This is a genomic window from Phenylobacterium sp. (assembly GCF_019636135.1).
GTDB lineage: Bacteria > Pseudomonadota > Alphaproteobacteria > Caulobacterales > Caulobacteraceae > Phenylobacterium.
In genome coordinates this window covers 195,816-209,998 of sequence record NZ_JAHBYD010000003.1, presented here as the reverse complement: position 1 = coordinate 209,998, position 14,183 = coordinate 195,816, and the positions used below count along the sequence as shown (strand labels likewise).

The window sequence follows — 14,183 nt, the reverse complement described above, 5'->3', positions numbered from 1 at the left end:
GAGGTCGCCGATTTCGGCCCACATGTCCAGAAACGCCAGCGACGCCGCCGCGCCGACGTCCGACGAAATCCTCCGCTTCTCGAACGTCTCGATGCGCTACGGCCGCGGGCCGGAGGTGCTGAGCGACGTGTCCCTGTCGCTGCCGCGCGGCTCGTTCCATTTCGTCACCGGGCCGTCCGGCGCCGGCAAGAGCTCGCTGCTGAAGCTGATCTACCTGGCCGCGCGGCCCTCGGCCGGGTCCGTGCGCCTGTTCGGCGAGGACGTGACCGCCATGGCCGCCAAGGACCAGCCCAAGGTGCGGCGCCGCATCGGCGTCGTCTTCCAGGACCTCCTGCTGCTGGACCACCTGTCGGCGTTCGACAACACCGCGTTGCCGCTGCGCATCGCCGGCCACAAGGCGTCCGAATACCGCAACGACGTCGCCGAGCTGCTGACCTGGGTGGGCCTGGGCCAGCGCATGCAGGCGCTGCCGCCGACGCTGGCCGGCGGCGAGAAGCAGCGGCTCGCCATCGCCCGCGCCGTCGTGAACCGGCCCGAGATCCTGCTGGCCGACGAGCCGACGGGCAACGTCGACCACGACATGGCGCTCAGGATCTACCGCCTGTTCGTCGAGCTGAACCGGCTGGGCACGACGGTCATCATCGCCACCCACGACCAGGACCTCGTCGCCCGCTCGGCCCGCCCCGTCCTCCACCTCGACCGCGGCCGCCTGAAGCCCATGCCGCCGCAGGGGCCCGCGGAATGACCCTGCTTCGCCAAGGCTTCGCAGGGCTTCGCCCCCGCTCTGAAGCAGGACTTGTCCTGCGAAGCTCCGCCAGGAGCGAAGCCGCAGGGGCCCGCGGAATGACCCTGCTTCGCCAAGGCTTCGCAGGGCTTCGCCCCCGCTCTGAAGCAGGACTTGTCCTGCGAAGCTCCGCCAGGAGCGAAGCCGCAGGGGCCCGTGGAATGACCCTGCTTCGCCAAGGCTTCGCAGGGCTTCGCCCCCGCTCTGAAGCAGGACTTGTCCTGCGAAGCTCCGCCAGGAGCGAAGCAGGATGAGCGAGCCCTTCGACCCGCAACGCTGGAAGCCGGCGTCGTTCCTGCCCGACGCCGAAGCGCGCGATCCGGCGCTGATCTTCGTCATCGCCGTGCTGTGCTTCCTGGCCTGCCTGATGGGCCTGGGCGTCATCGCGGGCAGCCGCGCGGCCCAGGGCTGGGCCAGCCAGCTCACCGGCGAGGCCACGGTGATCGTCCGCGCGCGCGGCGGCGAGACGCCCGACGCCGCCGCCGCCCGCGCCGCCGAGGCGCTGGCCTCCGTGGCCGGCGTGACCGAGGCCCGCGCGCTGGAGAAGGAGAAGGCCTACGCGCTCATCAAGCCGTGGCTGGGCGACGTCTCCGACCTCGACGACCTGCCCGTGCCGCGCCTGGTGGCCGTGGGCCTCGACGACAGGAAGCCGGCCACGGCGCAGACCCTCGACAAGGCGCTGAAGGCCCAGGGCATCGACGCCGTCGTCGACGACCACTCGGTCTGGATCAAGGACATCAAGCGCGCCGCCGGCGTGGTGAAATGGACGGCCGCGGCCATCTTCCTGCTGATCGCCGGCGCCGCGGGCGCCGTCGTCGCCTTCGCCACGCGCGCCGGCATCGCGGCGCGGCGCGACGTCGTGGAGGTGCTGCACCTCACCGGGGCCGAGGACGCCCAGATCGCCAGCCTGTTCGAGATGCGTTTCGCCCGGATCGCCGCGATCTCGGGCGCCGCCGGGGCCGTCGCGGCGGCCGGGCTGGGCGCGGTCCTGCGGCTGATGGGCGGCGCGCAGGGGATCACGCCGGCGCTGCCGGTCGGCTGGGTCGACCTGCTCGCCGTCACGCCCTGCCCGGTCGGGGCCGCCTTGGTCGCCGCCGTCGCCGCGCGCATCACCGCGCGGCGGCTGATACAACGGCTGTAATGAAGTCCATCGCCGCCTTCCTGGTCGTGGCGCTGATCTGGTTCTCGGGACTCCTGGCCTATGCCGCCCGCGTCCAGCAATCGACGCCGCCGCGCGCGCCCCAGCCGGCGCAGGGCGTCGTGGCGCTCACCGGCGCCAACTCCAACGAGCGGCTCTCGGCGGCCATGGGCCTGCTGGAGGACGGCTACGGCCGCCGCATGCTGGTCTCGGGCGTCGACCGCAAGGCCAGCCGCGAGGACATCCGCCACGTCAGCCGCGCCGTGCGCCGCCTCTACGACTGCTGCGTGGACCTGGGCTTCACGGCCGCCGACACGGTGGGCAACGCCCGCGAGACCCTCGCGTGGGCGCAGGCCATGCGCTACCGCGAGCTGATCGTGGTCACCGCCGACTACCACATGCCGCGCGCGATGCTGGAGCTGAACGCCGTGCTGCACGACACCGGCATAACCGCCCAGGCCTACGCCGTGCCGACACGGGCGCTGAAGGCCCGCGACTGGTGGCGCAATCCCGGCGCCGTGCGCTTGATGGTGGTGGAATACTGCAAGTATCTGGCGATCCTCGGCCGCGAGGCGGTGCTGGGGCTCGGCCCCCGCGACGCGCCGCCGGCGCAGCAGAAGGCCCGAAGCTCTTGAGACGCCGCCCGTGACCGCCATCCGATCGCTCATCTACGTGGCGCTGTTCTACCTGTGGACGGCCGTCGTCGCGGTCGGCTGCACGCCGCTCCTGCTGGGTCCGCAGCGCTGGACATTCGCGATGTTCAACGTCTGGGGTCGCGGCGTCACCGCCATGCTGCCGATCTGCGGCATCCGCGTGGAGGTGCGCGGGCAGCAGCACATCCCCACCGGCGCCGCCCTCGTCGCGCCCAAGCACCAGTGCATGCTGGACGTCTTCGCCCAGTTCGCCTGGCTGCCCCGGTCGTGCTTCGTCATGAAGAAGGAGCTGGCCTGGATCCCCTGGTTCTCCTGGTACGGCATGAAGGCCGGGGCGATCGTCATCGACCGCGAAGGCGGCTCGAAGACCATGCGCCAGGTGATCCGCGAGGGGGCCCAGCGCTTCAGGAACGGCCAGCAGGTGGTGACCTTCCCGGAAGGCCACCGCCAGCCGCCGGGCGCGCCGCCGGACTACAAGCCCGGCATCGCCGCGCTCTATCGCGAGCTGAACGTGCCGGTGTATCCGGTCGCCACCAACGCCGGCGTCCACTGGCCCGCCCACGGCTTCATCCGCCGCCCCGGGCTCATCGTCTTCGAATACCTCGAACCCATCCCGCCGGGCCTGAAACGCGCCGAGTTCATGCGCCTCCTCGAAGAGCGCATCGAGACCAGGTCGAACGAGCTGCTGGCGCTCTGATTTCCCTCCCTTAATGGGGAGGGACAGGCGCCGGAGGCGCCAGGGTGGGGCAGTGTCGGCCGGAACGCCGGCGCCTCGTGACTAGCCACTCCCCTCACGCCGAGCTTGGGTCGGGCTTCCCCACCCTGGCCGCTGCGCGGCCTGTCCCTCCCCATTAAGGGAGGGAATGCTCCACCATCCCCAGCAGCTTCTCCATCCCCACGTCGCGGACGCCCATCTCGCGCAGGTGCTCCACGAGGTCGCGCAGGTAGTCGACGTTCTTGCCGGAGAGCCCGGTCGCCCCGGCGATCAGCTCGGTCTGGCGCTCCAGGCTGAGCGCGCCCGCCCACTGGGCGTGATGGACGTCACTCAGGAAGCACAGGGTCTCCACCCGCCGCCCGTCGTCCAGGCGGACGAACCGGCGCGCCTCGATGTAGGTCTCGGTCGGCTGCTCGCGCTCCATCAGGTAGGCGTGGACCTCCGCCCAGTCGGCCTCGGCCACGCGGTAGGCCGCGCCCCGGCACGCGCCGCCGGGGGCGAGGCCCAGCACCAGGCCCGGCCGCTCGTAGGTCCCTCGATGATGCACCGAATAGATGCAGAAGCTGCGCCGGCGTCCGTGTAGGGTGGCCCCTCGCCGCTCCGCGAACGGAAAGCCCGGACGCCACATCAGCGAACCGTAGCCGAAGACCCAACGTTCCGACGCCATCCCGCCCCGCATCACCATGCAAGCCGAGTTGTCTGTGCCCGATCCCGCCGCGCCCCGCAAACTGAGCCGCTGGCCGCTCTACATCGCCTTCGGGATCGCCTTCGCGGTGGTCGTCGCCTGGAGCGCCGCCTGGGTCTGGGCGCGCGGCGAGGTCGAGAAGGAGCTCGCGGACGGCGCGCGGACGATCAGGGACGCCGGCTACGAGCTCGCCTGGAAGGAGCAGAAGATCGGCGGCTATCCCTTCCGCCTCGACGTCACCCTCACCGAGCCGCGCATCCGCGACCGCTCGGGCTGGGCGCTGGAGGCGCCGCGGCTGGAGGCCGAGGCGTTCCTGCACGCGCCGACCCACTGGATCGTCGCCGCGCCCGCGGGCCTCACCTTCGTGCGCCCGGCGGGCGGCCCTGTGACCGTCGAGGGCAAGCTGATCCGCGCCAGCCTCAGCCACGTGCAGAACACCCCGCCCAACTTCTCCTTCGAGGGCGTGGACCTGACCTTCCGGCCGGCGGCCGGCGCCAACCCGTTCGGCCTCTCGGCGGCCGAGCGCATCGAGTTCCACCTGCGCGAGTCGCCCAGGAGCCTCGACGAGGGCGGCGTGTGGCTGAGCGTGAAGAACGGCAAGGCGCAGCTCGCGGGCCTGCTGGGCCGCATCGCCGGCGACAAGCCGATCTCCATCGAATGGGACGGGCGCCTGTCGAAGATGAGCGCCTTCCGCGGCGAGGACTGGCGCAGCGCCGTGCGCCACTGGACCGAGGCCGGCGGGCGGATGAGCGTGAAGCGCGCGGGCCTCACCGCCGGCGACGCCCTGATCGGCGCCAACGCGGGCTCGCTGGGCGTGGACTCCGGCGGCCGGGTCGAGGGCGCCCTCGACGTGTCCCTGCGCCAGGCGCCGCGCGCGCTGGGCGCGATGGGGACCACCGGCACGATCCCCAAGGAGACCGCCGACGCCGCGGCCGCCGTGGCCGTCGCCCGCGAGACCGGCGACCTCGCCCGCATGACCCTCTACTTCCAGGCCGGCCGCACGACCCTGGGCCCCGTCGCGATCGCCAAGTCGCCGAAGGTCTACGAGACGGGGCGGTAGGTTCGCTCCTCCTCCCCCAAGAACGTCATGGCCCGGCCTGTCCGGGCCACCCATTGGGCTGTGAGGTTGGCGACGATCCGCAGCGTCGCCGCCGCGCCCGACATGAGGCTCACAGCCCAATGGGTCCCCCGGACAAGCCGGGGGATGACGTTCAGGTTTGTAGGTTGAGTTGGGTTCCGCCACACTCTCCCCATGGCCACGCTCTACGAACGCTTCCTGCTGCCGAAACTGCTGAAATGCGCCTGCTCGGCGCCGCCGATCCTGAAGCAGCGGGAGAAGGTGGTGCCGAAGGCGGAGGGCCGCGTGCTCGAGCTCGGCATCGGCATGGGCCTGAACCTGCCCCTCTATGACGTCGGCAAGGTCGAGAGCGTCACCGGCGTCGACCCGGCGCCGGAGTTGCGCCGGATCGCCGAGGCCGCGCCGCGCGATCCGCGGCTGGCGGTCAGGGTCGAGAACGGCACGGCCGAGGCCCTGCCGTTCGACGACGCCAGCTTCGACTGCATCGTCTGCACCTTCACGCTCTGCTCGGTGCAGACGCCGGCCAAGGCGCTCAGCGAGGCGCGGCGGGTGCTGAAGCCCGGCGGCCGCTTCCTCTACTGCGAGCACGGCCTCTCGCCCGACGAGGACGTCGCGAAATGGCAGCGGCGGATCGAACCGGTGTGGAAGCGCCTCTGCGGCGGTTGCCACCTCACCCGGCCGGTGACGCGGGCGGTCGAGCAGGCCGGCTTCCGCGTCGAGCGCTCGGACGCCATGTACCTGCCCCGCGCGCCCCGCTTCGCCGGCTGGAGCGAGTGGGGCGAGGCCAGCGGGAACTAGACCTCGCCGTTGACCGGCAGGGCGAACGCGCGGAAGCGGCTGGGCAGGCGGAGCGCGGCGCGGGTGGCGTCGCGGACCGTCTGGAAATGCTGAGCCGAATCAAAAGCATCGGTCCACGCCACCGGGGCGGCGCGAAGAAGATATTCAAGCCCGTCCGGCTTGGTACGCGCCACGATCACTGAAGACGCCATCGGCTTGTCTCCACTTGGCCGGCGTGCCGATTTGGTCCGCCTAACGCGTTACGCAACAAACCTCGTGCCAGACGCGCCGTGCTCGCGAAAACGTGCGAATCCGTGAGAAGCTCCGCCGTTCTGGCGGCGAAGGGCGCGCGGCGATGCCGACGGTGGAATACACGGTGGACCAGGTCGACGGGGTCTGGACGGTGGCCCTGGGCGAGAAGCGTTTCGGCCCCTACTCGACCATGGACAAGGCGGTCGCCGCCGCCGTCGCGGCCGCCGACAAGGCCGAGGCGCAGGGCTACGAGGCGATGGTCACCATCAACGCCGCACCCGAACCGAATGCGGCCGAGCCGGACGCAGCCTGAAGCCCTTCGCAGGGCCGAAGGCGTCGCGTGGTGGGACAGCGCTGGTAGCTGGGGGCGACTTCAAGGTTGGACAGACGGGGGACCCGGTGATCCAGATCGCTTGTTGAGCGGTCGCGCACGCCGTGCGCGCCTCGCTCCCGGATGAGAACATTGACAGAACAAACGCGGGAAGCGTAGCGTCGCCGGCCTCATGCGAGGGCGGACGGCGTGATGGGCACGAAGCACCCGGATCAGATCGGCATCGGGCACTGGCGGCAGACCTGCGAGACCGTCGGCAAGATGTACGAGAAGGGCTGGGACCTTCACGGCCGCTGCAACGCCTGCGACCTGCTCATGCTGGTGGACTTCCGCGTGCTGATCGCGATGCGCGGTCCCGACTTCATCCCGTGGAACCGAAAGACCCGCTGCCGACGCATCGTGTTCGCCGGCCGCTGCAAGGGCTTCGTGGAGTTCGAATTCCGGGCGCCGGGCATGACCGAATTCCGGCAGCTCAAGGCGGCGCCCGCCGACCGGCTGTCTGACGCCCCTGTTGGCCACGTGATGCGGGCCTTCTACGAGGAGATCGATCGGAAGAAGGCGGCCAAGCCGTAGGAGAGGCGAGAGCCAGACCGCTTGACGGACTTCCCCTCATGTCCTATATTAAGGACATAGCGGATGGGGATGGCCCCGCCGATCCTGGGTACGGAGACCCGAGATGACCAAGACGATTTCCTTCACTACCGCCCGCGGCTCGCGCATCGACCTCTCGCTGGTGACGGAGGCGCCCAGCCTCGCCGACCACACCGTGATGATCCCGGCCTGGGAAATGCGCGTGGTGATCAACGGCAACTGGCAGACCGGCGGCTGGTGGGGCCTGGTGGATCACGAGACGGTCGGCCGGTGCATCAAGGTCGGCGACACCTACATCCCCGTCCCGGCGGACGTCCTGGCCGAGGTCGAGGCCCTTATTGGCGAATACGTCGGTGTGCGGGAGGCTCGCCGCGTCGCCGCCGAGAAGGCCGAAGCCGACTATCAGCGCGAGTACAGCGCCGTCGAGCGCCTGTCGCGAACGGGCCGCGCCGACTGATGCAAAAGCCCCGCCGGCTTTTGGACCGGCGGGGCCATATGGACGCAAGTGTCCATCTCAGAAACTCTGTTTCGATCCAACGCCCGATCCTGGGTTGGGGTATCCGGGCGACAACCAGGAGACGTTATCATGCACTCGATCAAGATCAACCGCGCCCTGCGCCAGGCCGAGATCGGCCACTTCCCGGGCTCCGCTGAGCACATGCTGTCCTATGTGCCCGATGTGTTGCGCAGCGCGCTGACGAGCGACGAGTTGGCCATTGCCCTGGACATGCTCTGGACCGCCTGCCTCGCCTCCAAAGCCTTGGCCGAGCGCGACGCCATCGCCGAGGGCGCCATCTGGGACGCCGAGGCCCAACGCCTTCGCGAGATCGCGGCGTGACCGACAACCTGCTCACCGCGACCGGCGAAGCCCTCTACGGCCCGCGCTGGCAGTCCGACCTTGCCCGCGATCTCGGCGTCTCCGACCGCACGATGCGGCGCTGGGCCGCTGGCGACGACACACCCCGCCCTGGCGTCTACGCCGACCTGCTGCGGCTCACCCAAGCGAGGGCCACCGCACTAAGCGCCCTAGCTGCAGAACTCGGGGCCATGGCGGCGAGCACGCCTCAGCGGTAGGCGCGCCGCCGCCGCCCGACGTCCCGGTCAGGCGGCGACCGGGACGGGCTTCAGCGTCCTCACCTGGTCGCCGATCGCCGCCGCCGCCCGGGCCAGGTCATGCGCCTGCTGGAGGTTGAGCCAGAACTCGGGCGTCGTGTTCAGCACGCGGCCGAGCCGCAACGCCATCTCGGCCGAGACGGCGGACTTCTCGTTCAGGAGCTTCACGAGCATCGTGCGGCTGATCCCGAGCCGCTCGGCGAAGTCGACCTGACCGATCCGCTGATCCGCCTTCAGCGCCGGCAGCGTCACCTCGCGCAGGAACTCGCCGGGATGCATGGCCAGAAGGCCCCGCTTCAGCGGGGCCGCGGCCGTGGGGGTGCGATCTTCCATCAGTGGTAATCCTGAATGTCGACTTCGGCGGGCTGCTCGTCCTGCCAGGCGAAGGTGATGCGCCAGTTGCCCGTGACGCGCAGAGAATAGCGTCCCGGGTCCATCTCGCCCAGCCCGTGATAGTGCAGGCCCGGGTTGTTGACGAGGTCGGCGCGGCCGGTGGCGGCGTCGAGGGCGAGCAGCACGAGCCGGACGCGGTTCGCGAACTGCTGGACCGGAAGGCGGCGCGTGTTCCCCGTGGTGAAGAACAGTTGCAGGCCCCGGTGTCTGAAGGACTGGATCGTCATGGGTTGAATGTACACCATTGGTTATCAATGTCAATCATCGGTGTACATTTCGGCAAAGAAAAACGCCCCCGGCGTTTTCGGCCGAGGGCGTCCTGAATGAATGCTCGGGACCGCGCGCGGCGCGGTCAGGCGGCGGGGATCACGTCGGCGGCTCGGCCTTCGGGCAGTCGAACTTGCCGCCGTTCGCCACCGCCCAGCGACAGAGCCGGCCGACCTGGGCCGCCAGCCCCTCGCCCCACGCCTCGACGCTGGAGCTGTACTCCGCGGCGGCTGCGGCCGACGTCAGCGTCTCGATCGACGGCTTCGGCTTCGGGGGCACGGCGAGGTCAACGGCAGACGGGAAGGTCGGCGGGGGCGTAGCCGATGTCGAGCAGGCGGCGACGCTGAAGACGGCACTCAGGGCCAGAAGGAGCCTCGTCGGCCCCGGCGCGGATCGCATCGGTTCGTCCTTTCTTTGAAGCGGTGACGCGGGCGGTGTCGGCCGCGCGCTGGACGGCGGCGGCCTCGTTGGCGGCGGCGTTGCGGATCTCCGCCTTCAGCGCGGCCTCGGCCTGGGCGGCGCGGAAGTCGGCCTTGGCGTCTCGCTCGCCGGCGCAGTGGCCGACCGGGAAGGCGAGCGCCGCGCCCACGACGGCGCCGGGGATGGCCTTCCACCAGGTGCGGGCGAAGGTGAGAGCGGCGAGCGGGGTCATCGACCGGTCCTCATCGTGTTGGAGAGCCGGGTGGCCCGCCCCTTCACCTGCTTGGCCCAGAGCGACTTGCCCATCGCCTCTGCGGCGGCCGCGTAGTCGCCGCGCTCGATCATCCCGAGCGTGTTCCGGAACCCGAGGAGGCCCTTCTTCCCGCCCGGTACGCCAACGCCCAGGTTGAACGCCATGTTCTGCAGGACGCGTCGGCGCGACGGGTCGAGGCGGGCCACCCACGGCAAGGCGGCGGCCAGTTCGGCGTTGTGCTGGCGGATGTCCGCCATCAACACCGCCTCGGCCTGGGCCTCCGTCCAGGCGAGCCCCTGCCGCACTTCTGGGCCTGTGTGGCCGTAGCCGATGGTCCACGGCGCGCCGCCCGACAGCGGGTCGGGATAGGCCCTGAGACGCAGGCCCTCGTCGCGCTTGAGATCGGCGATGAGCTGCGGGTCGATCTCGGGGGCGGCCGGCGCAAGCTCGGCGTCGAGGCGGGCAAGCACCCAGTCCAGCGCCTCGCGGGCCGCCAGGGCGTCGGCGCGGATCGCCGTCAGGGCCTCGCGGCTCATGCCGGGTCCTCGAGGCTGCGTTCCTCGGCTGGATCGGCGGGCTTCAGCGCCTCGGCCGGCGGCGGGCTGGCCTGGGCCCGGACCTTCTCCACCTCCGCGGCGTTCCGGGACTCGGCGGCCTTCTCATAGACCTTGCCGGCGTAGAGCGCCGTCCCCCACCCGGCCAGCACGCCCAGCACCAGCGCGCCGCCCTCGGCCGTCGTCACCTTGTGGGCGATGACGGCCGTCGCATAGCCGCCCGAGAGCGCCGCCGCGTAGATCGAGAACGGCCGGGCCAGGTCGGCCACGAAGATCTTGAACTCGTCCAGGGTCATTCGCCTCGCTCCCCGCCTTGAAGTGTGACCACGCCCGCCAGCGGATCGGTCTCGACCTCGGGATCGCCCGGGATCGCCACGCCGTGCTTGCGCAGGAGCGCCTTGAGGCTCTGCACGAGCTGTTTCAGGTTCCGGATTTCGCCCAACATCGAGGCGCGGTCGGTCGCCCACGTCACGCGCTCGGCCTGGATGCGGTCATGCTCTGCGGCCAGCTCGCGCTTGAGCTGGTCGCGCTCCTCCTGGAGCTCGGCCGTCAGCTTGGCGAAGCCGTCGTTGATCGCAGTCTGGAACGCAGCCTTGCCCAGCACGCGCTGCGCCAGCCACAGGCCGAGCGCGCCGACCGTCGCCGTGGCCAGTCCGCCGAGCCAGCCCAGGAAGGCTTTCGCCGCCGCCATGTCGACGCCCGGCACGTCCCCCGCCATCGCTAGGCGTCGCATCGGTGCAGGTTCATCGCTGGAGCTCCGAACGCGGTGGGAAGGGGATCAGCAGGCCGGATCGGCGGACGCCTTGCGCCCGGCCCCGACGCCCACGGAGTTGCCGCAGCGGGCGACCGAGCCCCCCGTAATGGTGATCTTGGCCTGCCACTTGGCCCCCGGCCACGTGCGCACGACGTTGTTCTCGAGGACCGTGTTCCGGCCGCCCGTCACGGTGAGCCCGTTCGGCCGGCCGACGATCAGCAGGTTGTTGCGGATGGTGATGTTGTCGTACCCGCCGTCGTCGACACCGTCGCGCACGTGGTTGAACAGGCCGATGCCCTGGCTGTCCTCGTTGACGCAGGTGTTGCCCTCGATGAGGACGTCGCGGGCGATCTGGCCCGGCCGGCTCCAGAGCTGGATGCAGTCGGGGTGCTCGTCGCCGACCGTCATGGTGCCCTGGACCATGTTGCCGACAATGCGGCCGTTGCGGCTCAGGCCGGCGCGCAACCCGTCCGAGCGCATCCACGACAGGCCGTTGCCCTCGATCACGTAGCCGTTGATGCTCGCGGCCGAGATCCCGTTCTTGTAGCCCGCGAGGCGGTTGCCCCTGATGGCGACGTCGCAGCCCCCGTTGATCAGGATGCCCGTCCCCTCGCCCGGCTCGGCGCTGACGAACGTCCCGCCCTCGACCACGATCCGGCAACCCCTGTCGATCCGGAACGAGGCCCAGGACCCGCCCGCGAAGGTGAGGCCAGCCAGGTCCGTCCCGTAGAAGGCGAAGTCGCTCGCGAGCGTGGCGTCGACCGTCACGGCCGGGGTGAAATCCAATTTCCGCGGCCGCTGGAGGCCGTAGGCGCCGGCGGCCAGGACGATCCTGTCGCCCGGCTTCGCGGCGCTCAGCACCTTGACGAACGTAGCCGGCGTCGCGGTCAGGGTCGCGCCCCAGGCCGGCGCGCAGGCGAGCGCGATCAGGCCCATCAGGGCCGCGCAGAAAGTCCGGATCATGATGAACTCCTAAGGCGGCCTCGGCCGCCGTTGTCGATTTCCACTTCCCAGGCCAGGTGGTCGAGATCGGCGCGGAAGCGGCTGTGGCGCCGGCAGACGTGGAACGGGGTGTGCCACCAGCGCGCCAGGCCATTGCCCGGCGTTGCGCCGGCCGCCGCGTCGTAGTGGTTGAAGATGAAGTCGAGCGCGCAGCCGCAGCGATAGCGGATGCGGTTGCCGTGGACCTCGTCATAGCCCTCCATGCCGAAATCCGAGAGCGGACGCCCGGCGAGCAGCCGCACGGCCACGCGGGCGGCGTGGTGCAGGTCCATGGCCTGCTTCAGCGTGCATTCCTCGTCGGTGAGCTGGCGACGGTCCCCGATGGCGGCGATCTTGCGCCGCCCGGCGTCGATCTCCGCCTCGGTCAGTTCGGCGAGATGCGGCCAGGGCCGGCAGTGCTCGGCCACGAACCGTGCCGAGAGCGGGTAGGACCGGCCTTCGTGACGGAAATGGGTCGGGGTCATGGGGGTCCTCACGCGGCGGCGTAGCGGCTGGTCAGGCCGATGACGGTGGCGCTGCTGGTCAGGTCGGCGTCCTGCCGGCAGATGATGCCGTCGCCCGCCACCAGCGTGTCGGAGTGGGTGGTGTCGATGTAGGTCCCGGCCCCGCCGCCTGCGGTGATCGTCACGGCCTGGTTCCCCTGAGTGAATGACCCGGAACGGCGGTAGTGGCCGTACATGTGGCCGTCGGCGGCCAGGGTGTTGGCGTTGCAGGAGACCGCGAGCCGGTCCCAGACGCCGCCGAACGAGAGGATGGTGGTGTTCTCGACGCCGGTGCTGCCGGTCCCGTCCACGCCGGTGTCGGTCGTGCCGACCGCCGGCCACCACACCGCCGAGCCCTGGCCGGCCTTGGTCTGGCCAGCGGTCACCATCTGCGAGTAGCCGGGCGCGTCGTAGACGAACCGCATGCTGGCGGTGTTGACGACGATGGAGCTCAGCGACCCGCCGGCCGCCGCGTGGTGGCAACTGTGACGGTCGCCCTGGGCCAGCGTGTCGGAGTGGGTCGTGTCCTCGCGGAACGCCGGGGCCTGGCCGCTCGTCGGCCAGATCACCACCTGGTTGCCGTCCGCCGCGACGCCGGCCGCCGTCCAGATGTGCGATTTCACCGTGCCCGTGCCGCCGGTGTAGTCGGAGGCCGAGAAATAAACCTGCAGGCTCGCGGTCGTCGCCGCGATCTGGTTGTAGATGCCGCGCGCGGTGTAACCGGTCCCCGACGTCGTGTTGCTCGGGCCGGACCCCAGGCTGAAATAGCCGTTGCTGGTGTTCCCTTTGGTGATGCCCGGGATCGAAAACGCCGCGATCTGCTGGGCCTGGACGTCCGTGGTGGTCAGCGACAGGGAGGCGCTCGGGGACACGATGTGGTCGTCGCCGGCCTCAGGCGCGAACGTGATCGACATGCCGACGTAATCGCCCTCTGCGACCGCGTCGGAATGGGTGGTGTCCGTGAAGGACTGACCGCCGTTGAACGAGCCCGGCGGCATGGTGGCGATCTGGTTGCCGTCCGCCCCGTTGACGCGGGTGCGCCAGACCACGTTGCCGTTCGGCCGGAAATTCTGGCTGACCCAGTGGCTCATGTCGGCCAGGACGCCAGCGATCCGCATGACGGTCTGGGCCGCCGCCTCGGTCGTCTGCCCGGGGCTCCCGCCGGAGCGGGTGTAGTTCGGGCCGCCCCAGGGGCCGTAGACGGTGATGCCCCCCGCCGTGCCGTAGGACGAGTGGCTACCGGCCGTCCCGTTGCCGAGCCAGCTCTTGTACTGCGGCGACGGCGGCGCGGCGCCGGCCACGCCCTTGGGTGCGATGCCGAGCCGAATACTCAGACGATAGACCATGACGGTCTCCACGACCGGGGGCGCGCGCACGCCGTGCGCGCACGGATGACGTCCAGCGGCCCGCTCAGGCGAGCGCGTGCGCCTCGCGGATCATCTCGCCGTAGTCCTCGTCCGACAGGCCGAGCGCTGCCTTCGCGCCCAGCGCGAGCGGCGAGTGTACGACGAGGTTCGGGCTGCCGATCTGCTCGGGGTCGGGCCCGAAATCGATACGAGCCAGGGTCCGGTTCGGCTCCGGCAGGGCGTCGATGTAGGCCATGACGTCGGCGTGCAGGTCGAGTTCGCCCCCGGTCTGGACCTTCCGGAGCGCCATGTACTTCTTGACCTTGTACATCGGCACTTCAGCGGGCAGCGGCTCCGGCGGATCGTCGACGTCCTCGAAGGCGACCGCGAACCGCGCCAGGACGGCCTCGTCCCAGCGGTCGAGCGCATCCCAGGGATGGGCGACCTCGCAGGCCATCAGCGCGCCCACCGGCTGACCGCTCTGCGCGGCCTCGGCGTCCGTCTCGACGCGGCGCCAATAGGTGCGGAACGATGCGCCGGGCGCGATCGCCAGGGTCTCGCCCTGGGCGTCCAGGGTGGTGAATATGCGCATGGT

General features: G+C 70.7%; 24 protein-coding genes. 11 read left to right on the top strand and 13 right to left on the bottom strand.

Annotation, left to right across the window (positions count from 1 at the left end; genetic code table 11):
* Positions 1-22: 22 nt before the first annotated feature.
* The 4 genes from ftsE (at position 23) to KF737_RS03560 (ending at position 3,272) form a co-directional block, all read left to right on the top strand.
* Positions 23-745 carry a cell division ATP-binding protein FtsE gene (ftsE, locus tag KF737_RS03575; protein WP_296450450.1) on the top strand — a complete coding sequence of 241 codons (723 nt, stop codon included), beginning with the start codon at positions 23-25 and terminating at the stop codon, positions 743-745.
* A 289-nt stretch (positions 746-1,034) separates the two neighbouring features.
* Entirely contained in the window at positions 1,035-1,925 is an 891-nt protein-coding gene (locus KF737_RS03570; protein ID WP_296450448.1) for an FtsX-like permease family protein, read from the top strand.
* Positions 1,925-2,557, top strand: a complete 633-nt coding sequence (locus KF737_RS03565; protein ID WP_296450446.1) for a YdcF family protein — start codon at positions 1,925-1,927, stop codon at positions 2,555-2,557. The genes KF737_RS03570 and KF737_RS03565 overlap by 1 nt, the downstream gene beginning before the upstream one ends.
* A 10-nt stretch (positions 2,558-2,567) precedes the next feature.
* Entirely contained in the window at positions 2,568-3,272 is a 705-nt protein-coding gene (locus KF737_RS03560) for a 1-acyl-sn-glycerol-3-phosphate acyltransferase (protein WP_296450444.1), read from the top strand.
* 154 nt (positions 3,273-3,426) lie between these two features.
* Here KF737_RS03560 and KF737_RS03555 read toward each other — a convergent pair whose 3' ends face one another.
* Complete coding sequence (locus KF737_RS03555; RefSeq protein WP_296450443.1) at positions 3,427-3,957, bottom strand: gamma-glutamylcyclotransferase; 531 nt, start codon at positions 3,955-3,957, stop codon at positions 3,427-3,429.
* A gap of 16 nt (positions 3,958-3,973) precedes the next feature.
* Here KF737_RS03555 and KF737_RS03550 point away from each other — a divergent pair, with 16 nt between their 5' ends.
* Both KF737_RS03550 and KF737_RS03545 read left to right on the top strand, forming a co-directional pair.
* The gene (locus KF737_RS03550) at positions 3,974-5,035 is read left to right on the top strand and encodes a DUF2125 domain-containing protein (RefSeq protein ID WP_296450441.1); all 1,062 of its coding nucleotides are present in this window, start codon (positions 3,974-3,976) and stop codon (positions 5,033-5,035) included.
* A 192-nt stretch (positions 5,036-5,227) separates the two neighbouring features.
* On the top strand, positions 5,228-5,851 hold the full coding sequence (locus tag KF737_RS03545; protein WP_296450439.1) for a class I SAM-dependent methyltransferase: 624 nt from the start codon (positions 5,228-5,230) through the stop codon (positions 5,849-5,851).
* Here KF737_RS03545 and KF737_RS03540 read toward each other — a convergent pair.
* Complete coding sequence (locus KF737_RS03540) at positions 5,848-6,042, bottom strand: hypothetical protein (protein ID WP_296450438.1); 195 nt, start codon at positions 6,040-6,042, stop codon at positions 5,848-5,850. The genes KF737_RS03545 and KF737_RS03540 overlap by 4 nt on opposite strands.
* Before the next feature lie 143 nt (positions 6,043-6,185).
* Between KF737_RS03540 and KF737_RS03535 the strand changes: the two genes are divergently transcribed.
* From KF737_RS03535 to KF737_RS03515, 5 genes are all read left to right on the top strand, one after another.
* Positions 6,186-6,395: a hypothetical protein gene (locus KF737_RS03535; protein ID WP_296450436.1), complete on the top strand. Its 210-nt coding sequence runs from the start codon at positions 6,186-6,188 to the stop codon at positions 6,393-6,395.
* A 210-nt stretch (positions 6,396-6,605) separates the two neighbouring features.
* Positions 6,606-6,986, top strand: coding sequence for a hypothetical protein (locus KF737_RS03530; RefSeq protein WP_296450434.1), 381 nt, complete (start codon positions 6,606-6,608; stop codon positions 6,984-6,986).
* A gap of 103 nt (positions 6,987-7,089) precedes the next feature.
* Positions 7,090-7,461 carry a hypothetical protein gene (locus tag KF737_RS03525; protein ID WP_296450432.1) on the top strand — a complete coding sequence of 124 codons (372 nt, stop codon included), beginning with the start codon at positions 7,090-7,092 and terminating at the stop codon, positions 7,459-7,461.
* Between the two features lie 129 nt (positions 7,462-7,590).
* Positions 7,591-7,842, top strand: coding sequence for a hypothetical protein (locus KF737_RS03520; RefSeq protein WP_296450430.1), 252 nt, complete (start codon positions 7,591-7,593; stop codon positions 7,840-7,842).
* Positions 7,839-8,078 (top strand): hypothetical protein, encoded by a 240-nt coding sequence (locus KF737_RS03515; protein ID WP_296450428.1) that lies wholly within the window; start codon positions 7,839-7,841, stop codon positions 8,076-8,078. Before KF737_RS03520 ends, KF737_RS03515 begins: the two co-directional genes overlap by 4 nt.
* 27 nt (positions 8,079-8,105) lie before the next feature.
* On the opposite strand, the gene KF737_RS03510 is transcribed toward KF737_RS03515, so the two are convergent.
* The 11 genes from KF737_RS03510 to KF737_RS03460 form a co-directional block, all read right to left on the bottom strand.
* Positions 8,106-8,450 carry a HigA family addiction module antitoxin gene (locus tag KF737_RS03510; RefSeq protein ID WP_296450426.1) on the bottom strand — a complete coding sequence of 115 codons (345 nt, stop codon included), beginning with the start codon at positions 8,448-8,450 and terminating at the stop codon, positions 8,106-8,108.
* A complete protein-coding gene (locus KF737_RS03505) occupies positions 8,450-8,737 on the bottom strand; it encodes a type II toxin-antitoxin system RelE/ParE family toxin (protein ID WP_296450424.1) in 288 nt (95 codons plus the stop codon). Before KF737_RS03505 ends, KF737_RS03510 begins: the two co-directional genes overlap by 1 nt.
* Before the next feature lie 139 nt (positions 8,738-8,876).
* Positions 8,877-9,056: a hypothetical protein gene (locus KF737_RS03500; protein ID WP_296450422.1), complete on the bottom strand. Its 180-nt coding sequence runs from the start codon at positions 9,054-9,056 to the stop codon at positions 8,877-8,879.
* A gap of 7 nt (positions 9,057-9,063) precedes the next feature.
* On the bottom strand, positions 9,064-9,429 hold the full coding sequence (locus KF737_RS03495; RefSeq protein ID WP_296450420.1) for a hypothetical protein: 366 nt from the start codon (positions 9,427-9,429) through the stop codon (positions 9,064-9,066).
* On the bottom strand, positions 9,426-9,986 hold the full coding sequence (locus tag KF737_RS03490; protein WP_296450419.1) for a glycoside hydrolase family protein: 561 nt from the start codon (positions 9,984-9,986) through the stop codon (positions 9,426-9,428). Before KF737_RS03490 ends, KF737_RS03495 begins: the two co-directional genes overlap by 4 nt.
* Positions 9,983-10,300, bottom strand: coding sequence for a hypothetical protein (locus tag KF737_RS03485; RefSeq protein ID WP_296450417.1), 318 nt, complete (start codon positions 10,298-10,300; stop codon positions 9,983-9,985). Before KF737_RS03485 ends, KF737_RS03490 begins: the two co-directional genes overlap by 4 nt.
* Positions 10,297-10,737 carry a hypothetical protein gene (locus KF737_RS03480; RefSeq protein ID WP_296450414.1) on the bottom strand — a complete coding sequence of 147 codons (441 nt, stop codon included), beginning with the start codon at positions 10,735-10,737 and terminating at the stop codon, positions 10,297-10,299. Before KF737_RS03480 ends, KF737_RS03485 begins: the two co-directional genes overlap by 4 nt.
* A gap of 45 nt (positions 10,738-10,782) precedes the next feature.
* Positions 10,783-11,721 carry a right-handed parallel beta-helix repeat-containing protein gene (locus tag KF737_RS03475; protein ID WP_296450413.1) on the bottom strand — a complete coding sequence of 313 codons (939 nt, stop codon included), beginning with the start codon at positions 11,719-11,721 and terminating at the stop codon, positions 10,783-10,785.
* A complete protein-coding gene (locus tag KF737_RS03470; protein WP_296450411.1) occupies positions 11,718-12,224 on the bottom strand; it encodes a hypothetical protein in 507 nt (168 codons plus the stop codon). The genes KF737_RS03475 and KF737_RS03470 overlap by 4 nt, the downstream gene beginning before the upstream one ends.
* Before the next feature lie 8 nt (positions 12,225-12,232).
* Positions 12,233-13,588 carry a hypothetical protein gene (locus KF737_RS03465; RefSeq protein ID WP_296450410.1) on the bottom strand — a complete coding sequence of 452 codons (1,356 nt, stop codon included), beginning with the start codon at positions 13,586-13,588 and terminating at the stop codon, positions 12,233-12,235.
* A 64-nt stretch (positions 13,589-13,652) separates the two neighbouring features.
* Positions 13,653-14,180, bottom strand: a complete 528-nt coding sequence (locus tag KF737_RS03460) for a hypothetical protein (protein WP_296450409.1) — start codon at positions 14,178-14,180, stop codon at positions 13,653-13,655.
* Between the last annotated feature and the right edge of the window lie 3 nt (positions 14,181-14,183).